Origin of the sequence: Ancylobacter sp. TS-1 (assembly GCF_009223885.1) — a bacterium.
Classification (GTDB): Bacteria; Pseudomonadota; Alphaproteobacteria; order Rhizobiales; family Xanthobacteraceae; genus Ancylobacter.
Genome location: NZ_CP045144.1, coordinates 2714463 through 2735483, shown reverse-complemented (window position 1 = coordinate 2735483; position 21021 = coordinate 2714463). Strand labels below are relative to the sequence as shown.

Below are 21021 nucleotides of genomic sequence, written 5' to 3'. Positions count from 1 at the left end.
ACGGCGTTCGCAAGGGGAGGCTGGGGACGGCGGGCGATATCCTCCACAGGGCTCAGCCTGTGATCAGGATCAAGGCATCGATTCCGAACTGCGTGGATAACCGCTGAGGTTCTGGCCAACCGCCTGACGCTCAACGATTTTCCTATCGCTTGCGGGCGGTGTCCGGCGCGCCTGTCTGGGGGCAGGTTGTGATGGGCGAGGAACCCGTCTAATGCCCTTACCTAAACAACGACGACTCTGATTCAAAAGAGATTAAAGAAGTATGAATGCGCCGGGGGATAACGCGACGGCCCTGCCCATCGTGCTGCAGGCGCTGGACGGACAGGTGCCGAAACGCACGCCGATCTGGATGATGCGCCAGGCTGGGCGCTATCTCCCGGAATACCGGGCGGTGCGCGAGAAGGCCGGCGATTTCCTCACCCTCTGCTACACGCCCGACCATGCGGTCGAAGTGACGCTTCAGCCGATCCGCCGCTTCGGCTTCGATGCGGCGATCCTGTTCTCAGACATTCTCGTCGTGCCGCATGCGCTCGGCGTGCCGCTCAGCTTCGAGGCCGGCGAAGGCCCCCGCCTGAAGCCGGTGGTGAACGGGACCGAACTCGCCGCACTGCGCGAGGAACTCGATCCGTCGAAGATCGACCGCGTGCTTGAGGCGGTGACGCGCATTCGCGCCGAACTGCCGCGCGAGACTGCGCTGCTCGGCTTCTGCGGCGCGCCGTGGACGGTGGCGACCTACATGGTGGCCGGGCGCGGCACGCCGGACCAGGCGCCGGCGCGGCTCGCCTCGCTGACCGATCCCGCCTTCTTCGGCGCGCTGATCGACCGTCTGGTCGAGACCTCGACGCACTACCTGGTCGCGCAATTGCGGGCCGGGGCCGATGCGGTACAGATCTTCGACAGCTGGGCCGGGGTGCTCGATCCGGAAGCCTTCCGGCGCTGGAGCATCGAGCCGATCGCCCGCATCGTCGCCGGGGTGCGGGCGCAGGTGCCGGGCGCGCGCATCATCGCCTTCCCCAAGGGGGCGACGCTCTCGGGGCTCACCGAGCTGGTGCGGGCGACCGGGGTCAGCGGCGTCGGGCTCGACTGGACGGCGGACCGCCCGGCGACGCGCTACGCGCTGGGGGCGAAATGCGCCTTGCAGGGCAATCTCGATCCGCTCACCCTGATCGCTGGCGGTGCGGCGCTGGATGTGGCGGTGGATGCCATTGTCGAGGATTTCCGCGGCGCGGCGCATATCTTCAATCTCGGCCACGGTATCCGGCCGGAGACGCCCATCGCCCATGTCGAGCGGATGATCGCCCGGGTGCGGGGCGCCTGAAAGGCGGGGCGGAACGTCGATGCTCTACGACTGGATCAAGGCGCTGCACGTGATTGCCGTCATCTCGTGGATGGCGGGAATGCTCTATCTGCCGCGGCTCATGGTCTATCATTGCGGCGCTGAAGCCGGCTCGGTTCAGTCCGAGACCTTCAAGGTGATGGAACGGCGCCTGCTGAAGGCGATCATGAACCCGGCCATGATCGTCACCTGGCTGGCCGGCCTGTGGATGGCGTGGGAGGGCGGCTGGTACGCCGCGCCCTGGTTCCACGCCAAGTTCGCGCTGGTGCTGCTCATGAGCGGCTTCCACGGTGCGCTGTCCGGCTGGGTGAAGGATTTCGCCGCCGACCGCAACACGCGGCCGGCGCGCTTCTACCGCATGATGAACGAGGTGCCGACGCTGCTGATGATCGGCATCGTCGTCTTGGTCATCGTTAAGCCTTTTTGATCCGTTTTAAGCGTCTCCAGGCAGGCTTGCGCCGAATCGTGGCTTTGCCTATGGTGCGCCTACTTCCAAGAAGCTGGCTGACGCTCCGCTTCGGCAGGCATCTCCCCGATGCTGCCCGGTGTGTCGGACAAGCGGCCGATCTTCCTCGGCCGGGTCCGCAGACCAGCGCTTCCCACCTTTTCCAGTCCCGGCGGGTTCATTGGCTTGTCCGGGTCTTCCCACTACCTATTCGAGGCCCTTTCCCATGGGGGAAATGAAGCTCCAGGACCTCAAGTCCAAGAATCCCGCCGAACTTCTCGTGTTCGCCGAGGAAGTTGAGGTCGAGAACGCCAGCACGCTGCGCAAGCAGGAGCTGATGTTCGCCATTCTCAAGCAGCTCGCCGCCAAGGACACCGATATCATCGGCGAGGGCGTGGTCGAGATCCTCTCCGACGGTTTCGGCTTCCTGCGCTCGCCGGATGCCAACTACCTGCCCGGTCCCGACGACATCTATGTGTCGCCGAGCCAGATCCGCCGCTTCGGCCTGCGGACGGGCGATACGGTGGAAGGCCAGATTCGCGGCCCGAAGGACGGCGAACGCTACTTCGCGCTGCTCAAGGTCAACACGATTAATTTCGAGGACCCGGACAAGATCCGGCACAAGATCAACTTCGACAACCTGACCCCGCTCTATCCCGACGAGCGGCTGAAGCTGGAAATCGAGGACCCGACGCGCAAGGACTTCTCTGCCCGCGTCATCGACATCGTGGCGCCGATCGGCAAGGGCCAGCGCGGCCTGATCGTGGCGCCGCCGCGCACCGGCAAGACGGTGCTGCTGCAGAATATCGCCCAGTCCATCACCACCAACCATCCCGAGTGCTACCTCATCGTGCTGCTCATCGACGAGCGGCCGGAGGAAGTCACCGACATGCAGCGTTCGGTGAAGGGCGAGGTGGTCTCCTCCACCTTCGACGAGCCGGCCCAGCGCCACGTGCAGGTCGCCGAGATGGTGATCGAGAAGGCCAAGCGCCTCGTCGAGCACAAGCGCGACGTCGTGATCCTGCTCGATTCGATCACCCGCCTCGGCCGCGCCTACAACACCGTGGTGCCGTCCTCCGGCAAGGTGCTGACCGGCGGCGTGGACGCCAACGCGCTGCAGCGCCCCAAGCGCTTCTTCGGCGCGGCGCGCAACATCGAGGAAGGCGGTTCGCTGACCATCATCGCGACCGCGCTCATCGAGACCGGCTCGCGCATGGACGAGGTGATCTTCGAGGAGTTCAAGGGCACCGGCAATTCCGAGGTCATCCTCGACCGCAAGGTGTCCGACAAGCGCGTCTTCCCGTCGATCGACATCACCCGCTCGGGCACCCGCAAGGAAGAGCTGCTTGTGCCGGCCGACGTTTTGAAGAAGATGTACGTCCTGCGGCGCATCCTGAATCCGATGGGCACCGTCGACGCCATCGAGTTCCTGGTCGACAAACTGCGCCAGACCAAGACCAATGGCGACTTCTTCGACTCGATGAACACCTGAACCAGCACCGCGGGAGGCGGGCATGAAGGCAGGACGCGATTTCCGGCTCTTCCTATCCGCCACCGCCTTTGCCGCACTGGTTGCCCTGCCGGCGCATGCCGGCATGGCCGAGCGCGAGCCGCCCTCGGCGGTGCTGTGGCTCTTCGTGATCGGCATCGCCGCGCTGAGCTGGGTGATGGCGTGCCGGCGCTGGTGGCTGCCCCTGGCGGTCTGGCTGCCGGCGGCGCTGTTCATCGCCAGCCTTGTCGCCGATTTCGCCGACCCGGTGATCGGCCCGGCCGTGCGCGACGAACTCGGCCTCTCCTACATCTTCCAGGCGGACCTTGCCGGCGCGCTGATCCTCGTCGTCCCGCTGATGTTCGCGAACATACAATTCAGCCGCAGGGATTGAAGGGGCCGGGCGCGTTGCGCCGGGCGTTCGCGCCGTCATTGCAGAAATGACGACGCGAGGATCGCGGCTCCATCCATTCAGGGTGATTTTGCTGGAATTGCCATCGTTTCGTCTACGAAATGATGCCCTTCAGAAATGACTCAGGACGGCAATCTTCCCTGTGGTCCGATCCATCGGTCGTAAAAGTGTCGGCGCCCGTCAGCGGCCGTTTCTGTTGATTTGCGGGCCTGTGGTCGGTTTTGTCCCCGACTTATCCACAGGGCTGTCCACCAACCTTTCCCAAGGCATCGAACCACCCGTCCGAGGGGTCCGCCTACGCAGGGGCGACGCCTGAGCGGACCATCTCGGCCAGTCGATTCGTATCCGTAACGGGAAGCGAGCATACGGCTCCGGCGCAGACGAAGGCGGCGGCCCCATCGACCGCCTCCGCCTTGGCGCGGGCGGGGTGTCCGGCGGGCAAGGCGGCGGGATCGGCGACACGCTGGAGAACGACATCGACGCGCGGCAGCCGCTGGGCCGCCTCGAACAGGGCGTCCGCGGCCTCGCCTTTGCCGGCGACGACGATTTCGGGTGCGCGCAGCCGGCTGTCGAGCGCGTTGAGCAGGCCGGCATGGCTGTAGAGGCTGGGTGCGGCGCGCGGCAGCAGTCCGTCGAACAGGCGGTCGGCGCGGGCGCGCCAGCTTTCCTCGCCGGTCAGCGTGGCGAGCCGCACGAGGTTTCGGGCGATCAGCGCGTTGGGGTTGGTCACGGCGTCGTCGGCCGTGGCGTCCGGGCGCAGGATCAGCCCCTCGGCATCGTCGGCGGTGAGGTAATAGCCGCCATCCTCCGCCGCGTGGTGCGCCTCGAGCTTCTCCTGCCAGGCGACGGCGCGGTCGAGATAAGACGCCTCGCCGGTCGCCTGATGCAGCGCCAGCGCCGCCCCGATCATCGCCGCATAGTCGGAGGAAAGCCCCGGGAAGACCAGCCGCCCGCCGCGCCAGCTATGGCCGAGACGGCCGTCGCGGGTCATCGATTCGGCGATGAAACGGAAGGCGTTCGCCGCCAGATCGATCCATTCCGGCCGGCCGAAGCGGGGGGCGGTGTTGGCCAGCGCCGCGATCATCAGCCCGTTCCAGTCGGCCAGTACCTTGTCGTCGCGGCCGGGGGGCACGCGGGTGGCGCGAACAGCGAGCAGCTTGTCGCGCAGCAAAGCGAGGCGGATCTCGTCGGCGCCCGAACGCTCGACTTCTTTCAGTCGATTCGGGATCGAAACGCCTTCCCAATTGCCGAAGGGGACGATGTCGTAGTGGCGGGCGAAGAACTCGGCGTCCTGCGCGCCCAGCACATCGAGCACCTGCTTCAGCGTCCAGACGTAATAGCGGCCCTCATGGCCTTCCGAATCCGCGTCGAGGCTGGCGGCGAAGGCGCCGCCCTCGGTGAGCATCTCGCGGGTCAGCCAGCCGACGGTTTCCTCGGCGCGGGCGCGGAACAGGTCGGCCAGGGTCTCGGAATAGGCGAGGCCGAGCAGCTCCAGGATCTGCGCATTGTCGTAGAGCATCTTCTCGAAATGCGGCACCAGCCAGCGGTCGTCGACCGAATAGCGGGAATAACCGCCGCCGATATGGTCGTAGATGCCGCCCTCGCTCATGCCGTCGAGGGCATGCAGCGCGGCGTCGCGCAGGCGCTGGCGGCCGGTGCGCTCCCAGCCACGCCACAGCAGTTCGAGGAAGGGCGTGTTGGGGAATTTCGGCGAGCCCTGCAAGCCGCCATGCTCGGTGTCCATGATGCCGAGAATGCGGCCGGCGACGTCGTCGAGCTCGTTGGTGCCGATGGTCACACGGCCTTCCGGACGAGCTTTCTTTCGCAGCCGGTCGAGCAGGGCGACGCGGTTCTGCGCGATGCGCGGGTCGCCGGAGGCATAGGCATTGGCCATCGTCCGCAGCACGTCGGTAAAGGCGGGCTGGCCATAGCGGGCCTCGCGGGGGAAATAGGTGCCGCCCCAGAAGGGGGCGCCCTCGGCGTCGAGGAACATCGTCATCGGCCAGCCGCCCTGCACGCCGAGCTGCTGGAGCGCCGACATGTAGATCTGGTCGACCTCGGGCCGCTCCTCGCGATCGACCTTGATGTTCACGAACAGCTCGTTCATCACGGCGGCCGTCGCCTCGTCCTCGAAGCTCTCATGCGCCATCACATGGCACCAGTGGCAGGCGGCATAGCCGATGGAAAGCAGCACCGGCCGGCCGCTGCGCCGCGCCTCCTCGAAGGCTTCGGGCCCCCATTGCCACCAGTGGACGGGGTTGTCCTTGTGCTGGAGAAGATAGGGGCTGGCGGCGTCGGCGAGGCGGTTGGTCAAGGCGTCTCTCCGGTGAAACGTAGGGTCGGGCGAAGCGGGTTCGACAGGCAGATAGGGCGTAGCGGGTGAGTTCGCAGCAGGAAAGCACAAACTCTGCCGGGCTGGGCGGGACGACCATCGCGGCGGTCTCCTCCGGCAGCGGCGGGGCGGTGGCGGTGATCCGCGTCTCCGGTCCGCAGGCGGGGCAGGCGCTGCGCGCGCTTGCCGGCCGCCTGCCGGCGCCGCGCCGCGCCAGCCTCGTGCGCCTCGCCCATCCCGCGAGCGGCGAGCGGCTCGACGAAGGGCTGGCGCTGTGGTTCCCCGGCCCGGCGAGCGCTACCGGCGAGGACATGGCCGAACTCCAGATCCATGGCGGGCGGGCCGTTGTGGCGGCGGTGCTGGCGGCGCTGTTCGCCGTGCCGGGTCTGAGGCCGGCCGAGCGCGGCGAGTTCACCCGGCGGGCGTTTCTCAACGGGCGGATGGATCTGACCGAAGCCGAGGGCCTCGCCGATCTCATCGCGGCGGAGACGGAGGGACAGCGCCGTCTCGCCCTGGCTCATGCCTTCGGTCATCTCGGCCGGCAGGTCGAGGTGTGGCGGGCCCGGCTGATCCGCGCCATGGCGCTTGTCGAGGCGGGCATCGACTTTTCCGACGAGGACGACGTGCCGGCGCAGGCCCGGGCACTCGCCCGGCCGGAGGCGGAGAGCCTGCTCGCCGAGCTAGATGCGGCCCTGGCCGACCGGCGGGGCGCTCTGCTGCGCGAGGGCGCGCTGGTCGCCATCGCCGGCCTGCCTAATGCCGGCAAGTCCTCGCTGCTCAACGCGCTCGCCGCGCGCGACGTCGCCATCGTCTCGGACGAGCCGGGCACCACCCGCGACCTGCTGGAAGTGGCACTCGATCTCGGCGGGCAGAAGGTGACGCTGGTCGACACCGCCGGTCTGCGGGAGGCGGAAGGCAAGGTCGAGGCGGAAGGCATCCGCCGGGCGCGGGCGCGGATCGCGCAGGCCGATCTCGTGCTCTGGGTTCACGATGCGGCCGCCGGTTCGCCGCCCACGGACCGTCCCGATATCGAGGCCGGGGAGGGCGCCGAGCTTTGGCTGCTGGCCAACAAGGTCGATGCGCCGGGGGCGGACCTGCCGGCGGGCGGCGGCTGGGCGGTGCGCCGCTTCGCGGTCTCGGCGCGCTATGGCGCGGGCCTTGCGGAACTGACCGATGCCCTCTCCGCCTTCGTCGCCGAGCGGGCGCGAGGAGCCGAGCATCCCGCCCTTGTCCGTGAACGTCACCGTGCCAGCGCGGCCGAGGCGGCGCATCATCTGCGCATCGCGCTCGCCGGATGGGAGCGGCTGGACGATGAATTGCTGGCCGAGGAGCTGCGCCTCGCCGGCCGGGCGCTGGGGCGGATGACCGGCACCATCGGTGTCGAGGATCTGCTCGACGTGGTGTTCCGTGAGTTCTGCATCGGCAAATGAGCTGATCCACGGAGCCTGCCCGCCCGGGCCGTGCGGGAGGATTCACGTGAAACATCGGCGCCAGCAGGGCCGATTCGTAAACGAAATGTTTCACGTGAATCAGCCCGTTCAGGCTTCGTAAGGAAATGGGGCGGCCCGCGCCGCGCCCGGCGACTTGACGGGGCGGGAATTGAGTGGCTTGAAACGGACGATCCCGCGCGCCGCCTCCGGCGGATCAGGGCGCTCCAGACAACCGGCCGGCCGTCGCGAATGAACACGCCCGCTCTTTCCTTCGATGTCGTCGTGGTCGGCGGCGGCCATGCCGGCACCGAGGCGGCGGCCGCGGCGGCGCGCCTCGGCGCCCGCACGGCGCTGGTCACTCACGCCCACGCGACGCTCGGCACAATGTCGTGCAACCCGGCGATAGGCGGGCTCGGCAAGGGACATCTGGTCCGCGAAATCGATGCGCTCGACGGGTTGATGGGCCGCGTCGCCGATCAGGGCGGCATTCAGTTCCGCGTGCTGAACCGGCGCAAGGGCCCAGCGGTGCGCGGGCCTCGGGCACAGGCTGACCGCAAGCTCTACGCGCAGGCGATGCAGCGGGCGATCGATTCGCAGCCGAACCTATTCGTCGTCGAGGGCGAGGCCGACCGTCTCAGCATGGCCGATGGCCGCGTCACCGGGCTGGTGCTGGCGGGCGGGCGGTCCATTGCGGCCGGCGCCGTGGTCATCACCACGGGCACGTTTCTCAACGGGCTGATCCATATCGGCGACCGTCAGATGCCGGCGGGACGCATGGGCGAGGCGCCGGCGCGCGGCCTTTCGGTCTCGCTGGCGGCGCTCGGCCTCTCGCTCGGCCGGCTGAAGACGGGAACGCCGCCGCGCCTCGACGGGCGCACCATCGACTGGGCCGGGCTGGAGATGCAGGATGGCGATTCACCTCCGGAACCATTCTCGACGCTGACCGACGCCATCACCAACCGCCAGGTGAAATGCGGCATCACCCGCACCACCGATGCCACCCATGCGGTGATCCGCGCCAATATCGCGCGCTCGGCCATGTACTCGGGCAACATACACAGCGTCGGCCCGCGCTATTGCCCGTCCATCGAGGACAAGATCGTCCGCTTCGGCGAGCGCGAGGGGCACCAGATCTTTCTGGAGCCGGAGGGTCTCGACGATCCCACCGTCTATCCGAACGGCATTTCCACCTCGCTGCCGGAGGAGGTGCAGGCCGCGCTGCTGGCGACCATTCCGGGACTTGAACGGGTGGCGATGCTTCGGCCGGGCTACGCCATCGAGTACGACCATGTCGACCCACGCGAGCTGGAGCCGACGCTGGAGACCCGCAAGGCGAGGGGGCTTTTCCTCGCCGGCCAGATCAACGGCACGACCGGCTATGAGGAGGCGGCGGCGCAGGGCCTCGTCGCCGGGCTCAACGCCGCGCGCCGGGCCGGCGGCCAGGACGGCGCGACCTTCGACCGGGCCGAGGCCTATATCGGAGTGATGATCGACGATCTGGTGACGCGGGGGGTGAGCGAGCCCTATCGCATGTTCACCTCGCGCGCCGAATACCGGCTGTCGCTGCGGGCCGACAATGCCGACCAGCGGCTTACAGGCCGGGGCGAGGCGCTTGGTCTCGTCGGAGCGGAGCGATCCGGGCGTTTCGCGGTGAAGCGGGAGGCGCTGGAGCGGGTGCGGGCGTGGAGCCGTTCGGTCTCGCTCACGCCGGGCGAGGGCGACGCGCACGGGCTGACCCTGAACCGCGACGGTCAGCGCCGCTCGGCCTTCGATCTGCTGTCCTATCCGCATGTGGGCTGGGCCGACATCTGCCGGATCTGGCCGGAGGTGTCGGGCGAGGATCCGCGCATCGGCGAGCAGGTGGAGATCGACGCGAAATATGCCGTCTACCTGCACCGGCAGGATGCCGACATCGCTTCCTTCCGCCGCGACGAGGCGGCGCCGCTGCCGGAGGTGGACTATCGCGGGCTCGCCGGCATTTCCAACGAGATCAAGGCGAAGCTGGAATCGATTCGGCCCCGTACCATTGGCCAGGCCAGCCGCATCGACGGCATGACCCCGGCGGCGCTGGCGCTGCTGGCGGCACATGCGCGACGGGCGCCGTGAGCCGTAGCGCGCTATAATCCAGCATGACCCACGCCGATTCGTCCGACCGCGCCCGCGCGCTGGAGCTCGCCCCTGTTTCACGTGAAACGGCGGAGCGGCTCGACGCCATCGTGGCGCTGCTGCAGAAATGGCAGCGCACCATCAATCTGGTGGCGCCGGCGACGCTGCCCGCCGTCTGGACCCGCCATGTCGCGGATTCCCTTCAACTCGTGCCGCTGGCCGGGGCGGCGACACGCTGGGTCGACCTCGGCTCGGGCGGGGGCTTTCCGGGCCTCGTCGTGGCTGCGGCGCTGGCAGAGCGGCCGGGCGCCGACGTGACGCTGGTGGAGAGCGACAGCCGCAAGGCGGCCTTTCTGCGCGAGGCGGTCCGCATCGCCGAACTACCCGCCACGGTGCTGCCGGTGCGGATCGAGCAGGTCGCCGGAAAGATCGCGCCGGGAGTGGAGATTGTTTCGGCGCGTGCCCTTGCACCGTTGCCGAGACTGCTCGACCTTGCCGCCCCCTTCCTTGCGCAGGGGGCGACGGGACTGTTCCTCAAGGGACAAGATGTTGATAACGAATTGACCGAAGCCTCTAAATCTTGGAAAATCAACGTCGAGATTGAGGGCAGCCGGACCGACAAGAGCGGCCATGTCCTCATCGTCCGGGCGGCAGTGCCGCTGAGACCGACATCATCGGGCACGATGCCCAACCCAGCAGGGTCGAACCATGACGGATGAGGCTTCGCTCGTACCGAACGCGCCGCGGCCGGTGCCCCGCGTCCTGGCGCTCGCCAACCAGAAGGGCGGCGTCGGCAAGACCACGACGGCGATCAATCTCGGCACCGCGCTGGCCGCCATCGGCGAGACGGTGCTGATCATCGACCTCGACCCGCAGGGCAATGCGTCGACCGGCCTCGGCATCGACCGCCGCAGCCGCCGCGTCTCGACCTATGACGTCCTCACCGGCGAGGCCAGCTTGCGCGAGGGCATCCTGGAGACCGCCGTTCCCCGGCTGCACATCGCCCCCTCGACGATGGACCTGTCCGGGCTGGAACTTGAGCTTGCCGGCGAGCGCGACCGCGCCTATCGGCTGCGCGACGCCATCCGGGCGCTGAACGCTGTTCCCGCGCATTCGGATCGGCAGCGTAACGAGATTGATTACACCTACGTTCTGATCGACTGCCCGCCCTCGCTGAACCTGATCACGGTGAACGCGATGGCGGCCTCGAACGCAATCCTGGTGCCGCTGCAGTGCGAGTTCTTCGCGCTGGAGGGTCTGTCGCAGCTGCTCAAGACGGTGGAGCAGGTCCGCACGACGCTCAACCCGCAGCTCACCATCCATGGCATCGTGCTCACCATGTTCGACGCGCGCAACAATTTGTCGAGCCAGGTGGTCGACGATGTGCGCCAGTTCATGGGCGAAAAGGTCTACGAGACCATCATTCCGCGAAATGTCCGCGTCTCGGAGGCGCCGTCCTACGGCAAGCCGGTGCTGCTCTACGATCTCAAATGCGTCGGGTCGCAGGCCTATCTTCGTCTCGCATCCGAAATAATCCAGCGTGAGCGCGCTCTGCGCGCCGCGGCGTGAGGGGGCGGTAATGGCGATGGCGGAAGACGGCGGACGTTCGCGGCTCGGGCGCGGCCTTGCGGCGCTGATGGGCGACATGGGCGAAGACGGCGCGGCGGCCAATGATCGCGGCCGTGCCGTGGGCGGCGCCCGCAAGGTGCCGCTGGCCTTCCTGCGCGCCAACCCGCACAACCCGCGCCGCAGCTTCGGCGAGCAGGATCTCGAGGATCTCGCCGCCTCCATCCATGAGCGCGGCATCATCCAGCCCATCGTGGTGCGGCAGGTGGCGGGCGAGCGCGACTCCTACGAGATCGTCGCCGGTGAGCGCCGCTGGCGCGCCGCCCAGCGCGCCGGCATCCACGAGGTGCCGATCGTCGTCGTCGATGTCAACGACCGCGAGGCGCTCGAGATCGCCATCATCGAGAACGTCCAGCGCGCCGATCTCAACCCGCTGGAAGAGGCCGCCGGCTATCAGGCGCTGTCCGACCAGTTCGGCTATTCGCAGAACGACCTGGCCCGGGTGATCGGCAAAAGCCGCAGCCATGTGGCCAACACGCTGCGCCTGCTGCGCCTGCCGGAGACGGTGAAGCAGTATCTCGCCGATGGGCGCCTCTCGGCCGGCCATGCCCGCGCGCTGCTGACCCAGGACGACCCCGAGGCGCTGGCCCGCGCCATCGTCGACCAGGGCATGAATGTGCGCGCCATCGAGGCGCTGGCGCAGGAGCTCAACGTCGCCAAGGCCGAGGCCGCAGGCAAGCCGGCGCGCAAGCCGAAGGTGCCGGCCGCGCTCGACGCCGACACCGTGGCGCTCCAGCGCAAGCTCTCCGACGCGCTCGGCCTCGATGTCGTGCTCAAGCATGATGGCGAGGCGGGCGAACTGCGCATCCGCTACTCGTCGCTCGACCAGCTCGACGAGGTCTGCCGGCGCCTGGCCGGCGGCTGAGCGGGACGGGCCGTGCCCGGCTAGCCGCGCCGGGCCTGTCCGGCGATCTGCAGCAGGGCGCGTTCGGCGATCGCCGGGCCCAGCGTCGCATTGCGGCGGGCGGCCAGAAGCGCGTCGTCCAAAGCGAGCAGGGCGGTTTCCAGCCGGCTCGCGGTCCAGCCGCGAAGTGCTTTTTCGATCAATGGCTTGCGCCGGAAATGGATGGCCGGCCGGGTGCCCTCTATGGCGCGCTCGACACTGCCTCCGGCCTCGATGCCCAGGCGCATCTGGTGCAGCGTCTGCGCCGCCCGGCAGACCGATCCGAGAATGATGTCGGCCCGCATGCCCTCGCCGGTGGCCTTGCCGAAGGCGGTGGCCATCTCGTCCGGCTGGCCGGCGAAGGCGCCGTCCGCGATCTCGTCGAGGGCGAGGCTGGAGGCGTCGCCGACGATGGCGCGCACATGGTCCAGCGTCACCCGTGGCTCGCCGGCGGCGTAGAGCAGCAGCTTTCCGATCTCGCTGCGCGAGGCCATGCGGTCGCCGCCCAGAAGGCCCATCAGCTCGGCGCGGGCGTCGCGGTCGATGGCGGTTCCCGCCTCGGCGACCATGGTGTCGACGAGCCGGGTCAGGTCGCGGTCGCTGTCGGCGTAGCAGGCGATGGCCAGCGCATGCGGCGAGTTCTCGCACAGCGCGCGGAGCCCGGTGCCGCGCTTGATGTCGCCGGCCTCGATCACCACCACGGCGCCGGAGGGCGGGGCGGCCAGCAGCGCCTCGACGGCCGGGACGACGTTGCGCGAGCCCACCCGCAGCGACACGACGCGGCGTCCGCCGAACAGGGCGAGCGTACCGGCCTCGTCGACCAGCCGGCCGGGGTCGCCGGCGATCTCGTCGCCGTCGAGGCGCACGATGCCGAACGGGTCGTCGGAACCCTGGGCGGCGCGGGCGAGATAGGCCCGGGCGCGCTCGCGCGCCAGCCCGCTGTCCGGGCCGAACAGCAGCACCACCGGGCGCAGCGGGTCTATGCGGGTGAGCGTCGCCTCGACGTCGCCGGGCCGGACCGCCACCATGGCGCGGCTCAGCTCTTCGGCGCGCGGGTCAGGAAATAGGAGGCGAGCTGGGTGCGGATCTGCTCGGCGACGACGCCGGCGGAGCGGTTCTCGGCGTCGCGAATGGCCCGGTTGCGGGCGAATCGCTGATAGCCGCTGTCCAGCGAGGCCTTGCCGACACCCTTGCCGGTGGCCAGCGGGGTCTTGAGATTGCCGACGTCGTAGAGCTTCCAGCCGACATCAACGGTAACGAGCTCGACTTCTGGCAGGCCGGTCAGCGGGCTGACGACGGCGGCCTCGCTGGTCGAACTCTTGACGTCGAGCACCAGCCGGTAGGGAACCCCGGTCGGGTTTCCGGCGCCGCCGGTGAGGGCGAAGATGAGGTCGTTGCGCACCTCGTTGCCGACGCGGCCACCGGCGAAGGCGATCTCGACCTCGCTGAACTGCTGGTTCAGCACCGGTCCTTCGCCGGGCGTGGATTCGGCGTACATCGGCTGGAAGCAGCCGGCGGTCGACGCGGCGAGCAGCCCCGCGCAGGCGAGACCCAGGAGGCGGCGGCGTGAGGGCATCGGGTTCATCCGGTCAGGCGACGACATTCACAATCCTCTGCGGCACGACGATGATACGCTTCGGAGCGCGTCCGTCGAGTGCCTGCGCGATGAGGTCGAGGGCGAGTACCGCCTTCTCCACCTCGGCGGGGCTGGCTTCCTTCGACACGGTGATCTCGCCGCGCCGCTTGCCGTTGATCTGAATCGGCAGCGTAACGCTATCCTCGACCAGCAGATCGGGCTCGACCGTCGGCCAGCGGGCCTCGGCCACGAGGCCGGAGCCGCCAAGCACGCCCCAGCACTCCTCGGCCAGATGCGGCACCATGGGCGCCACCACGCCGACGAGGAATTCCGCCGCCTCGCGCAGCGCGAAGGCGAGATCGGGCGTCAGTTCCGCCTTGCGGGCGGCCACGAGCGCGTCATTGAGAACATTGGCGAAGGCGTGCACGCGGGCGACGGCGACGTTGAAGCGCAGCCGCTCGACATCTTCTTCCACCTGCGCCGCCAGCTTGTGGGCTGCGCGCCGCAGGGTGATCGATTCGGAACCGAAATCAGCCGGCCGGGCGACCGCTTCCGGCGCCAGCGCGAGCGTTTCGCCGACGAGGCGCCAGATGCGCTGGACGAAGCGCCAGGCACCCTCGATGCCGGCGCTGGTCCATTCGCTGTCGCGCTCGGGAGGGGTGTCGGCCAGCATGAACCAGCGGGCGCAGTCGACGCCGTAGGTGTCGGCGACGATCTCCGGCGGCACCACGTTCTTCTTGGACTTCGACATCTTCTCCGGCGCGCCGATCGTCACCGGCTCGCCGGTGCCGACCTTGACCGGGCGCCCCTCGGCGTCGCGCTCGACCTCCTCGGGGAACAGCCAGCGGCCTTCCGCGTCCTTGTAGGTCTCGTGGACGATCATTCCCTGCGTGAACAGGCCGGCGAAGGGCTCGGCGATGGAGACGCGGCCGAGCTTCTTCAGCGTGCGGATGAAAAAGCGCGAATAGAGCAGGTGCAGGATCGCGTGCTCGATGCCGCCAATATACTGGTCCACGGCCAGCCACTGGTCGGCGGCGGCCTTCTGCAGCGGCGCGGTGCCGGGCTCGGAGGCGAAGCGGGCGAAGTACCAGGACGAATCCACGAAGGTGTCCATGGTGTCGGTCTCGCGCCGGGCCGGCGCGCCGCAGCGCGGGCAGTCCACGTGCTTCCACGTCGGGTGACGGTCGAGCGGGTTGCCCGGCTGGTCGAAGCTCACATCCTCCGGCAGCCGCACGGGAAGCTGGTCGGCCGGCACCGGCACCGGGCCGCAGGCGTCGCAATGGACGATCGGGATCGGGCAGCCCCAGTAGCGCTGGCGCGAGATGCCCCAGTCGCGCAGGCGGTAGTTCACCGCCCGCTCGCCGACCGGCGCATTGCCCAGGATCTGGTTCTCCAGCTTCAGCGCCACCTTCTCCTTGGCGGCGGGCACGGTCAGTCCGTCGAGGAAGTGGGAGTTGAACAGCACGCCGTCGCCCTCATAGGGGCCGTCGGCGACCGAGAAGGCGGCCGGGTCGACGTCGGGCGGCAGCACCACCGGGGTGATCGGCAGGCTGTACTTGGTGGCGAAGTCGAAATCGCGCTGGTCGTGCGCCGGGCAGCCGAAAATGGCGCCGGTGCCGTATTCCATCAGCACGAAATTGGCGACGTAGACCGGCAGGTCCGGCCCGCCGAGCGGATGGCGCACCTTCAGCCCGGTGTCGAAGCCCATCTTCTCCTGCGTCTCGATTTCGGCGGTCGAGGTGCCGCCGCGCCGGCATTCCTCGACGAAGCCGGCCAGCGCCGGATCGGCGGCGGCGAGTTGCTCGGTCAGCGGATGGCCGGGCGAAAGCGCGAGGAAGGAGGCACCGAACAGCGTGTCGGGGCGCGTGGTGTAGACCTTGATCTCGGACGGCAGGCCTTCCGGCCGGCCGGCCGGCGCATCGGCCAGCACGAAGCGCACATGCAGCCCCTCGGAGCGGCCGATCCAGTTGCGCTGCATCAGGCGCACCTTGTCGGGCCAGCGCTCCAGCGTGTCGAGGCCGGCGAGCAGTTCCTCGGAGGCGTCGGAGATGCGGAAGAACCACTGCGCCAGCTTGCGCCGCTCGACCAGCGCGCCCGAGCGCCAGCCGCGCCCGTCGATCACCTGCTCGTTGGCGAGCACGGTGTTGTCGACCGGGTCCCAGTTCACCTCGCTCTCGCGGCGGTAGACGAAGCCACCCGCGAGGAAGTCGAGGAAGATGCGCTGCTGCTCGCCATAATAGGAGGGATCGCAGGTGGCGATCTCGCGCGACCAGTCCAGCGACAGGCCGAGCAGCTTGAGCTGCTCGCGCATGGTGGCGATGTTCTCGTAGGTCCACTTGCCGGGATGCGTCTTGCGCTCGATGGCGGCGTTCTCGGCCGGCAGGCCGAAGGCGTCCCATCCCATCGGGTGGAGGACGTTGAAGCCCTTCATGCGCTTGAAGCGCGCGACCACGTCGCCCATCACATAGTTGCGGCCATGGCCGATGTGGATGCGCCCCGACGGATAGGGAAACATCTCGAGCACATAGTATTTGGGACGCGGATCGTCGTTGCGGGTGCGGTAGATGCCGCGTTCGTCCCAGATCTTCTGCCAGCGGGGCTCGGCCTCGCGGGCATTGTAACGCTCGGTGCTCATGGACAGGCTTCTTGGACAGGCGGAGGTCGAAACACAGGCCGCGAAAGGATCAATGGCGCGGGACTAGGCACCAAGTCGCGCGCCCGGTCAACCTTCTGCTGCACTGCGCTCGCCGCCGTCGGGAGCGATGCCGGCGGCCGCGCCGGCGGGGTGGGCGTCCAGTTCCGGGCCGTCGGCGGCGCACACCGTATTGCGGCCGGCGCGCTTGGCGGCATAGAGCGCCCCGTCGGCCGCCATGACGAGATCGGCGATCATCAGCGAGGGGGCCGGTTCGCAGGCGGCGGCGCCGATGCTGATGGTGACGACGCCCCCGACGCCGTCCCTGTGCCCGATCGCCAGCGCCTCGACCGCCTGTCGCACGCGTTCGGCGACATCCGCTGCCGCCCGCAGGCTGGCGCCCGGCATCAGCACGGCGAACTCCTCGCCGCCGATGCGGGCCACAAGGTCCGAGCCGCGAATGGCCGAGGTCATGGTCTGGGCGACGAGGCGCAGGCAGCGGTCGCCTTCCTGATGGCCGTGGACGTCGTTGAAGGACTTGAACCGATCGATGTCGATCATCAGCATCGCCAGCCGGTCGGTCGAGTTCCACTGCAGGGACAGGGCGGCGTCGAAGCTGCGCCGGTTGGCGATGCCGGTGAGCGGATCGAGGCTGGCGAGCGAATTGAGGCGCCGGTTGGCATAGCGCAGCGCCGCCTCGCGGCGGGTGAGCTCGATGGTCATGTTCTCGAAGGCGGAAACCAGCGGCTGCAGCTCGGTGATCAGCGGCCGGCGCGAGGCCGGCTCCTGGCTGTCGCCGCGACCGAAGCGCACGAGCCGGTCGGCGAGCGACTGGACCGGGGCGACGATCAGCCTTTCGCCGATCAGGCTGAGGCCGATCAGGATGATCAGGCTGGCGGACAGCATGGTCAGGCCCGCGCTCCACGTCGCCCATTCCACCGGACCCAGCACCCGGGTCTGATCGAGCCCGATCAGCAGATGCATGTTGGTGCCGGGCAGCCGCGCAAAGGCATAGACCCGCTGCACGCCGTCCGGCCCCCCGGCGATCACCGTGCCCCGGCTGCGCGAGAGCGCGCGGGCGACCGGCACGGCGTCGCTAATGTCGAGGCCGAGCCCGTAGAGATCGTCCGGGTAGGACTGGACCACCACGCCTTCCGGGCTCACCACGATGGCTTGAGTGCCCGCCCCCAGTTCGGCGAAGACGCTCGGGGGAAACAGTTCGTCCGAGCTCAGCCGGGCGATGAGGACGCCGGTGACGCCCTTGTATCCGGGCGCCGTGATCGGACGGGCGGCGTAGAGGGTGGGTCGATGGGTGACATAGCTGCGATGGACCGCCTCGACGGTTTCCAGGCCGCGCAGGGCAATGCGTACATAGTCGCGACCGGACAGGTCGATACCTGCGCTGCCGGGCGCGGTACCGCAGAGCACGACGCCGTTGGTTGCGACGATGGTGAGCGACTCAATGGTCGAAAAGCTCTCCAGCACGCGCGGAAAGGCGTGGCAATCTCCCGGCAGCTCGGGGGTGAGGGCGGGATCGGGATCGCTCGGCGGCGGGCTCTGCGCGTCGGCCGGCAGGCCCAACGGCGGTGGCGGGCGGATCGCGCCGCTGACGATCAGCGTCTGCATGACAGCCTGCGCGCTGTCGATCGCCGCCTCGTAGTGGGTGATGCTGCCGTCCAGCATCTGCATCACCCGGCTCTTCGCCGCCTCGATGTTGTCGTAGTGCAGCTGGACGAGGCTGACGGACCTTTCGCAAATGATCAGGGCCATCGCCAGCGTGGCAATAGCCAGCAGCCGGACGCGAAGACTGACGGTCTTTCTTTCGGGAGGACTCGGGAGGGGCGCCGCGAAGGTATCCGCAGAACCTCCCTCGCCTGTGTCGATGTCGTTCACGATCAGGCTCTAATGTCGTATGCGCTGACCAGCTAGACACAAGGGCGAGGTTGCCGCAAGGAAATGTACCTGCCCGGGGCGTGAAAACGGAACCGCTTGCAGGCGTCGCGCAAGCCTTGGTAGGCGCGCGCCGCGCCTGCCACCAGAACGGATCGGAGCCAGACAGAACATGACGGTGTCGAACCTTGACGCTCCCTTTGCCGCCACGGTGGCGGCGAACCTCGCGCAGGTACGCGCCAACCTCGCCCGGGCCTGCGGCGATGCCGGGCGCGATCCCGCCTCGGTGCGCCTTGTCGCCGTATCCAAGACCTTCGGGCCGGAGAGCATATTGCCTGTCCTCGAGGCCGGGCAGCGGCTGTTCGGCGAGAACCGCGTGCAGGAATCGAAGGCCAAATGGCCGGCGCTGCGCGAACGCTTCCCCGATGTCGAGCTGCACCTGATCGGCCCGCTGCAGACCAACAAGCTGCGCGAGGCGCTCGACCTGTTCGACGTGATCCACACGCTGGACCGCCCCTCGCTCGCCGCCGCGCTGGCGAAGGAGCTGGCGCGCGATCCCGCCCGCCGCCCGCCGCGCCTTCTGGTGCAGGTGAATACCGGCGAGGAGCCGCAGAAGGCGGGCGTGGTGCCGCAGGAGGCCGACGCCTTCATCGAGTCCTGCCGCCAGACGCACGGGCTGGCGATCGAGGGGCTCATGTGCATCCCGCCGGCCGACGAGCCGGCGGCGCCGCATTTCGCGCTTCTGGCGAAGATCGCGCGGCGCAACGGGCTCGACGTGCTCTCCATGGGCATGAGCGGGGACTACGAGACCGCCATTGCGCTCGGCGCGACCTATGTGCGGGTCGGCAGCGCCATCTTCGGCACCCGCTAGACGATCTCGATCGTGGTGCGCGGGCCGATCCGCGCCAGCAAGCGCCGAAGGTCGGCGCGGCGGAAGGCGACACAGCCGGCGGTCGGCTCGAAGCCGGGGCGTGCCAGATGCAGGAACACGGCGGAGCCGCGCCGCGCCCGGCGCGGGCGGGTGTTGTGATCGAGCACGACGACGAGGTCGTAGAGCCCATCGGCGCGCCACATTTCCTCGTGAGACGGCCGGAAGGGCAGGCGCACCGGGCGATTGTAGCGCCCGTCCGCCGGATCGTCGCACCAGCCGTCCTCGCGCCGGGTCCGGCGCACGGAGAGGAGGGTCGACGGGCGCGGGCCGCGATCGGGACGGTAGCGCAGCTCGCGCGGATGCCAGACACCGCGCGGCGTGGCGCCGTCGCCCTCGCGCTTGTCGGCGCGGATTCCGCCCCGTCCCAGCGCCACCGGCATCGCCCAGGTGCCGGCGATCAGCCAGCCGCGCTGGCGCATTCCCGGCCGCGCAACCACCCGCAGACGGGTCACGGCGGTACGCGCGGCGGGGGATTTCCCTCGCCTTTCTTTGTGAAGGGACTTCTTCTTCACGCGTTTTCCATTCACGATCACGTCACGAACGGGCTCCTATCTCGTCGCCCGGGTCCGCCGACTCTTGCCGAACGCGTTCCGCCTGCCTACTCCGGGACGCACGGCAGCTCCATCCATCGCCGCGCGAGAGTGGACGCGAGGCATCTCATGGACAAGTGCCTCGGGAAGCGGACCCGCGGAAGGCGTATTTCGGGAAGGCGACATGGCGAACGCTCAGCGAGTTTTGGTGGTCGACGACGACAAGGATCTGCGCGACGCGCTGGTCGAGCAGCTCTCGCTCTATGACGAGTTCGAGGTGGTGGCCGCCGATTCCGCCCAGGCCGCCATCCAGGCGGTCGAGGGGCAGCGCGTCGATCTGGTGCTGATGGATGTCGGCCTGCCCGACAAGGACGGCCGCGAGGCCGTGCGCGTCATGCGCCAGCACGGCTTCAAGGCGCCGGTCATCATGCTGACCGGCCACGATACCGACAGCGACACCATTATGGGGCTGGAGGCGGGGGCCAACGACTATGTGGCCAAGCCGTTCCGCTTCGCGGTGCTGCTGGCGCGCATCCGCGCCCAGCTGCGCTCGCACGAGGCGAGCGAGGACGCGGTGTTCACCATCGGCCCCTACACGTTCCGGCCCGGCGCCAAGCTGCTGGTGACCGAGCGCAATTCGAAGATCCGGCTGACGGAAAAGGAAACCGCCATACTTCGGTACCTGTACCGGGCCGGCAAGAAGCCGGTGGCGCGGGAAATCCTGCTGCAGGAGGTCTGGGGCTACAATTCAGGCGTGACGACTCATACCCTTGAGACGCATATTTATCGCCTGCGTCAGAAGATCGAGAAAGACCCCTCGCACCCCAATCTCCTTGCCACCGAGGCCGGGGGCTACAAATTGCTTCCCTGAGTGGGGCGGTGATTCGTCCGGCCGTGGAGTTTCGCCTGCCGAATGTCCATCGAGGACGATATCGCCTTTCTGGAGCGCGTACCGACTCTGGCCCTGATCGGCCGCGAGGCGTTGCGCGTCATCGCGATCAGCGTGGAGCATTTCACGGTCGGGCAGGGCGAGACGCTGTTCCGCGAGGGTGAGGCGGCCGATTGCGCCTATGTGGTGCTGTACGGCGCCTTCGCCGTCAGCCGCGACGATCCCCAGCTCGCCCGCCGTCCCGGGCAGGCGGCGCGGGTGGGGCCGCCGGGGTTGCTCGGCGAGATGGCACTGCTCACCGACACGCGCCGCCCGGCCAACGCCACCGCGCTGACCGCCTCCGAAGTGCTGCGCATCCCGCGCAATGTCTTTCTGCGCACGCTCGAGAGCTATCCCGACGCGGCGCGGCGGCTGACGCACGAGCTGAGCGCGCAGATTTCGGCGACGCTGGTCGAGCTCGACCGGGTGCGTCAGCGTCTCGACGCCATCGATGGCGGGCCGCTGCTGCCATGAC

At 68.8% G+C, this 21021-nt stretch carries 18 protein-coding genes; 12 read left to right on the top strand and 6 right to left on the bottom strand.

Features of this window, described 5'->3' with window-relative positions; all coding sequences use genetic code 11:
• The first annotated feature begins 262 nt into the window (after positions 1-262).
• From hemE to GBB76_RS12820, 4 genes are all read left to right on the top strand, one after another.
• Positions 263-1318 (top strand): uroporphyrinogen decarboxylase, encoded by a 1056-nt coding sequence (hemE, locus tag GBB76_RS12835; RefSeq protein WP_152303663.1) that lies wholly within the window; start codon positions 263-265, stop codon positions 1316-1318.
• Positions 1319-1337: 19 nt separating this feature from the next.
• Positions 1338-1763: a protoporphyrinogen oxidase HemJ gene (gene hemJ, locus GBB76_RS12830; RefSeq protein ID WP_152303662.1), complete on the top strand. Its 426-nt coding sequence runs from the start codon at positions 1338-1340 to the stop codon at positions 1761-1763.
• A gap of 244 nt (positions 1764-2007) precedes the next feature.
• Positions 2008-3273 (top strand): transcription termination factor Rho, encoded by a 1266-nt coding sequence (gene rho, locus GBB76_RS12825; protein ID WP_152303661.1) that lies wholly within the window; start codon positions 2008-2010, stop codon positions 3271-3273.
• Between the two features lie 22 nt (positions 3274-3295).
• The gene (locus tag GBB76_RS12820) at positions 3296-3664 is read left to right on the top strand and encodes a hypothetical protein (protein ID WP_152303660.1); all 369 of its coding nucleotides are present in this window, start codon (positions 3296-3298) and stop codon (positions 3662-3664) included.
• A 313-nt stretch (positions 3665-3977) separates the two neighbouring features.
• Here the strand turns inward: GBB76_RS12820 and GBB76_RS12815 are convergent, their stop codons facing one another.
• Positions 3978-5996 carry a thioredoxin domain-containing protein gene (locus tag GBB76_RS12815; RefSeq protein ID WP_152303659.1) on the bottom strand — a complete coding sequence of 673 codons (2019 nt, stop codon included), beginning with the start codon at positions 5994-5996 and terminating at the stop codon, positions 3978-3980.
• A 65-nt stretch (positions 5997-6061) separates the two neighbouring features.
• Between GBB76_RS12815 and mnmE the strand changes: the two genes are divergently transcribed.
• The 5 genes from mnmE (at position 6062) to GBB76_RS12790 (ending at position 12041) form a co-directional block, all read left to right on the top strand.
• Complete coding sequence (mnmE, locus tag GBB76_RS12810) at positions 6062-7444, top strand: tRNA uridine-5-carboxymethylaminomethyl(34) synthesis GTPase MnmE (protein WP_152303658.1); 1383 nt, start codon at positions 6062-6064, stop codon at positions 7442-7444.
• A 249-nt stretch (positions 7445-7693) separates the two neighbouring features.
• A complete protein-coding gene (mnmG, locus tag GBB76_RS12805) occupies positions 7694-9550 on the top strand; it encodes a tRNA uridine-5-carboxymethylaminomethyl(34) synthesis enzyme MnmG (RefSeq protein ID WP_152303657.1) in 1857 nt (618 codons plus the stop codon).
• Between the two features lie 23 nt (positions 9551-9573).
• A complete protein-coding gene (gene rsmG / locus GBB76_RS12800) occupies positions 9574-10269 on the top strand; it encodes a 16S rRNA (guanine(527)-N(7))-methyltransferase RsmG (protein WP_152303656.1) in 696 nt (231 codons plus the stop codon).
• On the top strand, positions 10259-11119 hold the full coding sequence (locus tag GBB76_RS12795) for a ParA family protein (RefSeq protein WP_152303655.1): 861 nt from the start codon (positions 10259-10261) through the stop codon (positions 11117-11119). The genes rsmG and GBB76_RS12795 overlap by 11 nt, the downstream gene beginning before the upstream one ends.
• 10 nt (positions 11120-11129) lie before the next feature.
• A complete protein-coding gene (locus tag GBB76_RS12790) occupies positions 11130-12041 on the top strand; it encodes a ParB/RepB/Spo0J family partition protein (RefSeq protein ID WP_152303654.1) in 912 nt (303 codons plus the stop codon).
• Between the two features lie 20 nt (positions 12042-12061).
• Here the strand turns inward: GBB76_RS12790 and holA are convergent, their stop codons facing one another.
• The 4 genes from holA to GBB76_RS12770 form a co-directional block, all read right to left on the bottom strand.
• Positions 12062-13087 (bottom strand): DNA polymerase III subunit delta, encoded by a 1026-nt coding sequence (holA, locus tag GBB76_RS12785; RefSeq protein ID WP_152303653.1) that lies wholly within the window; start codon positions 13085-13087, stop codon positions 12062-12064.
• An 8-nt stretch (positions 13088-13095) separates the two neighbouring features.
• Complete coding sequence (locus GBB76_RS12780) at positions 13096-13635, bottom strand: hypothetical protein (RefSeq protein WP_152303652.1); 540 nt, start codon at positions 13633-13635, stop codon at positions 13096-13098.
• Positions 13636-13648: 13 nt separating this feature from the next.
• A complete protein-coding gene (leuS, locus tag GBB76_RS12775; protein WP_152303651.1) occupies positions 13649-16270 on the bottom strand; it encodes a leucine--tRNA ligase in 2622 nt (873 codons plus the stop codon).
• 87 nt (positions 16271-16357) lie between these two features.
• Positions 16358-18037, bottom strand: coding sequence for a GGDEF domain-containing protein (locus GBB76_RS12770; RefSeq protein WP_152303650.1), 1680 nt, complete (start codon positions 18035-18037; stop codon positions 16358-16360).
• Positions 18038-18329: 292 nt separating this feature from the next.
• Between GBB76_RS12770 and GBB76_RS12765 the strand changes: the two genes are divergently transcribed.
• Complete coding sequence (locus GBB76_RS12765; RefSeq protein WP_152303649.1) at positions 18330-19028, top strand: YggS family pyridoxal phosphate-dependent enzyme; 699 nt, start codon at positions 18330-18332, stop codon at positions 19026-19028.
• On the opposite strand, the gene GBB76_RS12760 is transcribed toward GBB76_RS12765, so the two are convergent.
• Entirely contained in the window at positions 19025-19621 is a 597-nt protein-coding gene (locus tag GBB76_RS12760) for a L,D-transpeptidase (protein WP_202911099.1), read from the bottom strand. The genes GBB76_RS12765 and GBB76_RS12760 overlap by 4 nt on opposite strands.
• A gap of 181 nt (positions 19622-19802) precedes the next feature.
• Here GBB76_RS12760 and GBB76_RS12755 point away from each other — a divergent pair, with 181 nt between their 5' ends.
• Positions 19803-20489, top strand: a complete 687-nt coding sequence (locus GBB76_RS12755) for a response regulator transcription factor (RefSeq protein WP_152303648.1) — start codon at positions 19803-19805, stop codon at positions 20487-20489.
• Positions 20490-20531: 42 nt separating this feature from the next.
• On the top strand, positions 20532-21020 hold the full coding sequence (locus tag GBB76_RS12750; RefSeq protein ID WP_152303647.1) for a cyclic nucleotide-binding domain-containing protein: 489 nt from the start codon (positions 20532-20534) through the stop codon (positions 21018-21020).
• Position 21021: the final 1 nt, after the last annotated feature.

Bases quoted from the DNA above. Each gene is read 5' to 3' on its own strand.
- hemE (WP_152303663.1), top strand. From the start codon at position 263: ATGAATGCGCCGGGGGATAACGCGACGGCCCTGCCCATCGTGCTGCAG.
- hemJ (WP_152303662.1), top strand. From the start codon at position 1,338: ATGCTCTACGACTGGATCAAGGCGCTGCACGTGATTGCCGTCATCTCG.
- rho (WP_152303661.1), top strand. From the start codon at position 2,008: ATGGGGGAAATGAAGCTCCAGGACCTCAAGTCCAAGAATCCCGCCGAA.
- GBB76_RS12820 (WP_152303660.1), top strand. From the start codon at position 3,296: ATGAAGGCAGGACGCGATTTCCGGCTCTTCCTATCCGCCACCGCCTTT.
- mnmG (WP_152303657.1), top strand. From the start codon at position 7,694: ATGAACACGCCCGCTCTTTCCTTCGATGTCGTCGTGGTCGGCGGCGGC.
- rsmG (WP_152303656.1), top strand. From the start codon at position 9,574: ATGACCCACGCCGATTCGTCCGACCGCGCCCGCGCGCTGGAGCTCGCC.
- GBB76_RS12795 (WP_152303655.1), top strand. From the start codon at position 10,259: ATGACGGATGAGGCTTCGCTCGTACCGAACGCGCCGCGGCCGGTGCCC.
- GBB76_RS12790 (WP_152303654.1), top strand. From the start codon at position 11,130: ATGGCGATGGCGGAAGACGGCGGACGTTCGCGGCTCGGGCGCGGCCTT.
- holA (WP_152303653.1), bottom strand. From the start codon at position 13,087: ATGGTGGCGGTCCGGCCCGGCGACGTCGAGGCGACGCTCACCCGCATA.
- GBB76_RS12780 (WP_152303652.1), bottom strand. From the start codon at position 13,635: ATGCCCTCACGCCGCCGCCTCCTGGGTCTCGCCTGCGCGGGGCTGCTC.
- leuS (WP_152303651.1), bottom strand. From the start codon at position 16,270: ATGAGCACCGAGCGTTACAATGCCCGCGAGGCCGAGCCCCGCTGGCAG.
- GBB76_RS12770 (WP_152303650.1), bottom strand. From the start codon at position 18,037: ATGGCCCTGATCATTTGCGAAAGGTCCGTCAGCCTCGTCCAGCTGCAC.
- GBB76_RS12765 (WP_152303649.1), top strand. From the start codon at position 18,330: ATGACGGTGTCGAACCTTGACGCTCCCTTTGCCGCCACGGTGGCGGCG.
- GBB76_RS12755 (WP_152303648.1), top strand. From the start codon at position 19,803: ATGGCGAACGCTCAGCGAGTTTTGGTGGTCGACGACGACAAGGATCTG.
- GBB76_RS12750 (WP_152303647.1), top strand. From the start codon at position 20,532: ATGTCCATCGAGGACGATATCGCCTTTCTGGAGCGCGTACCGACTCTG.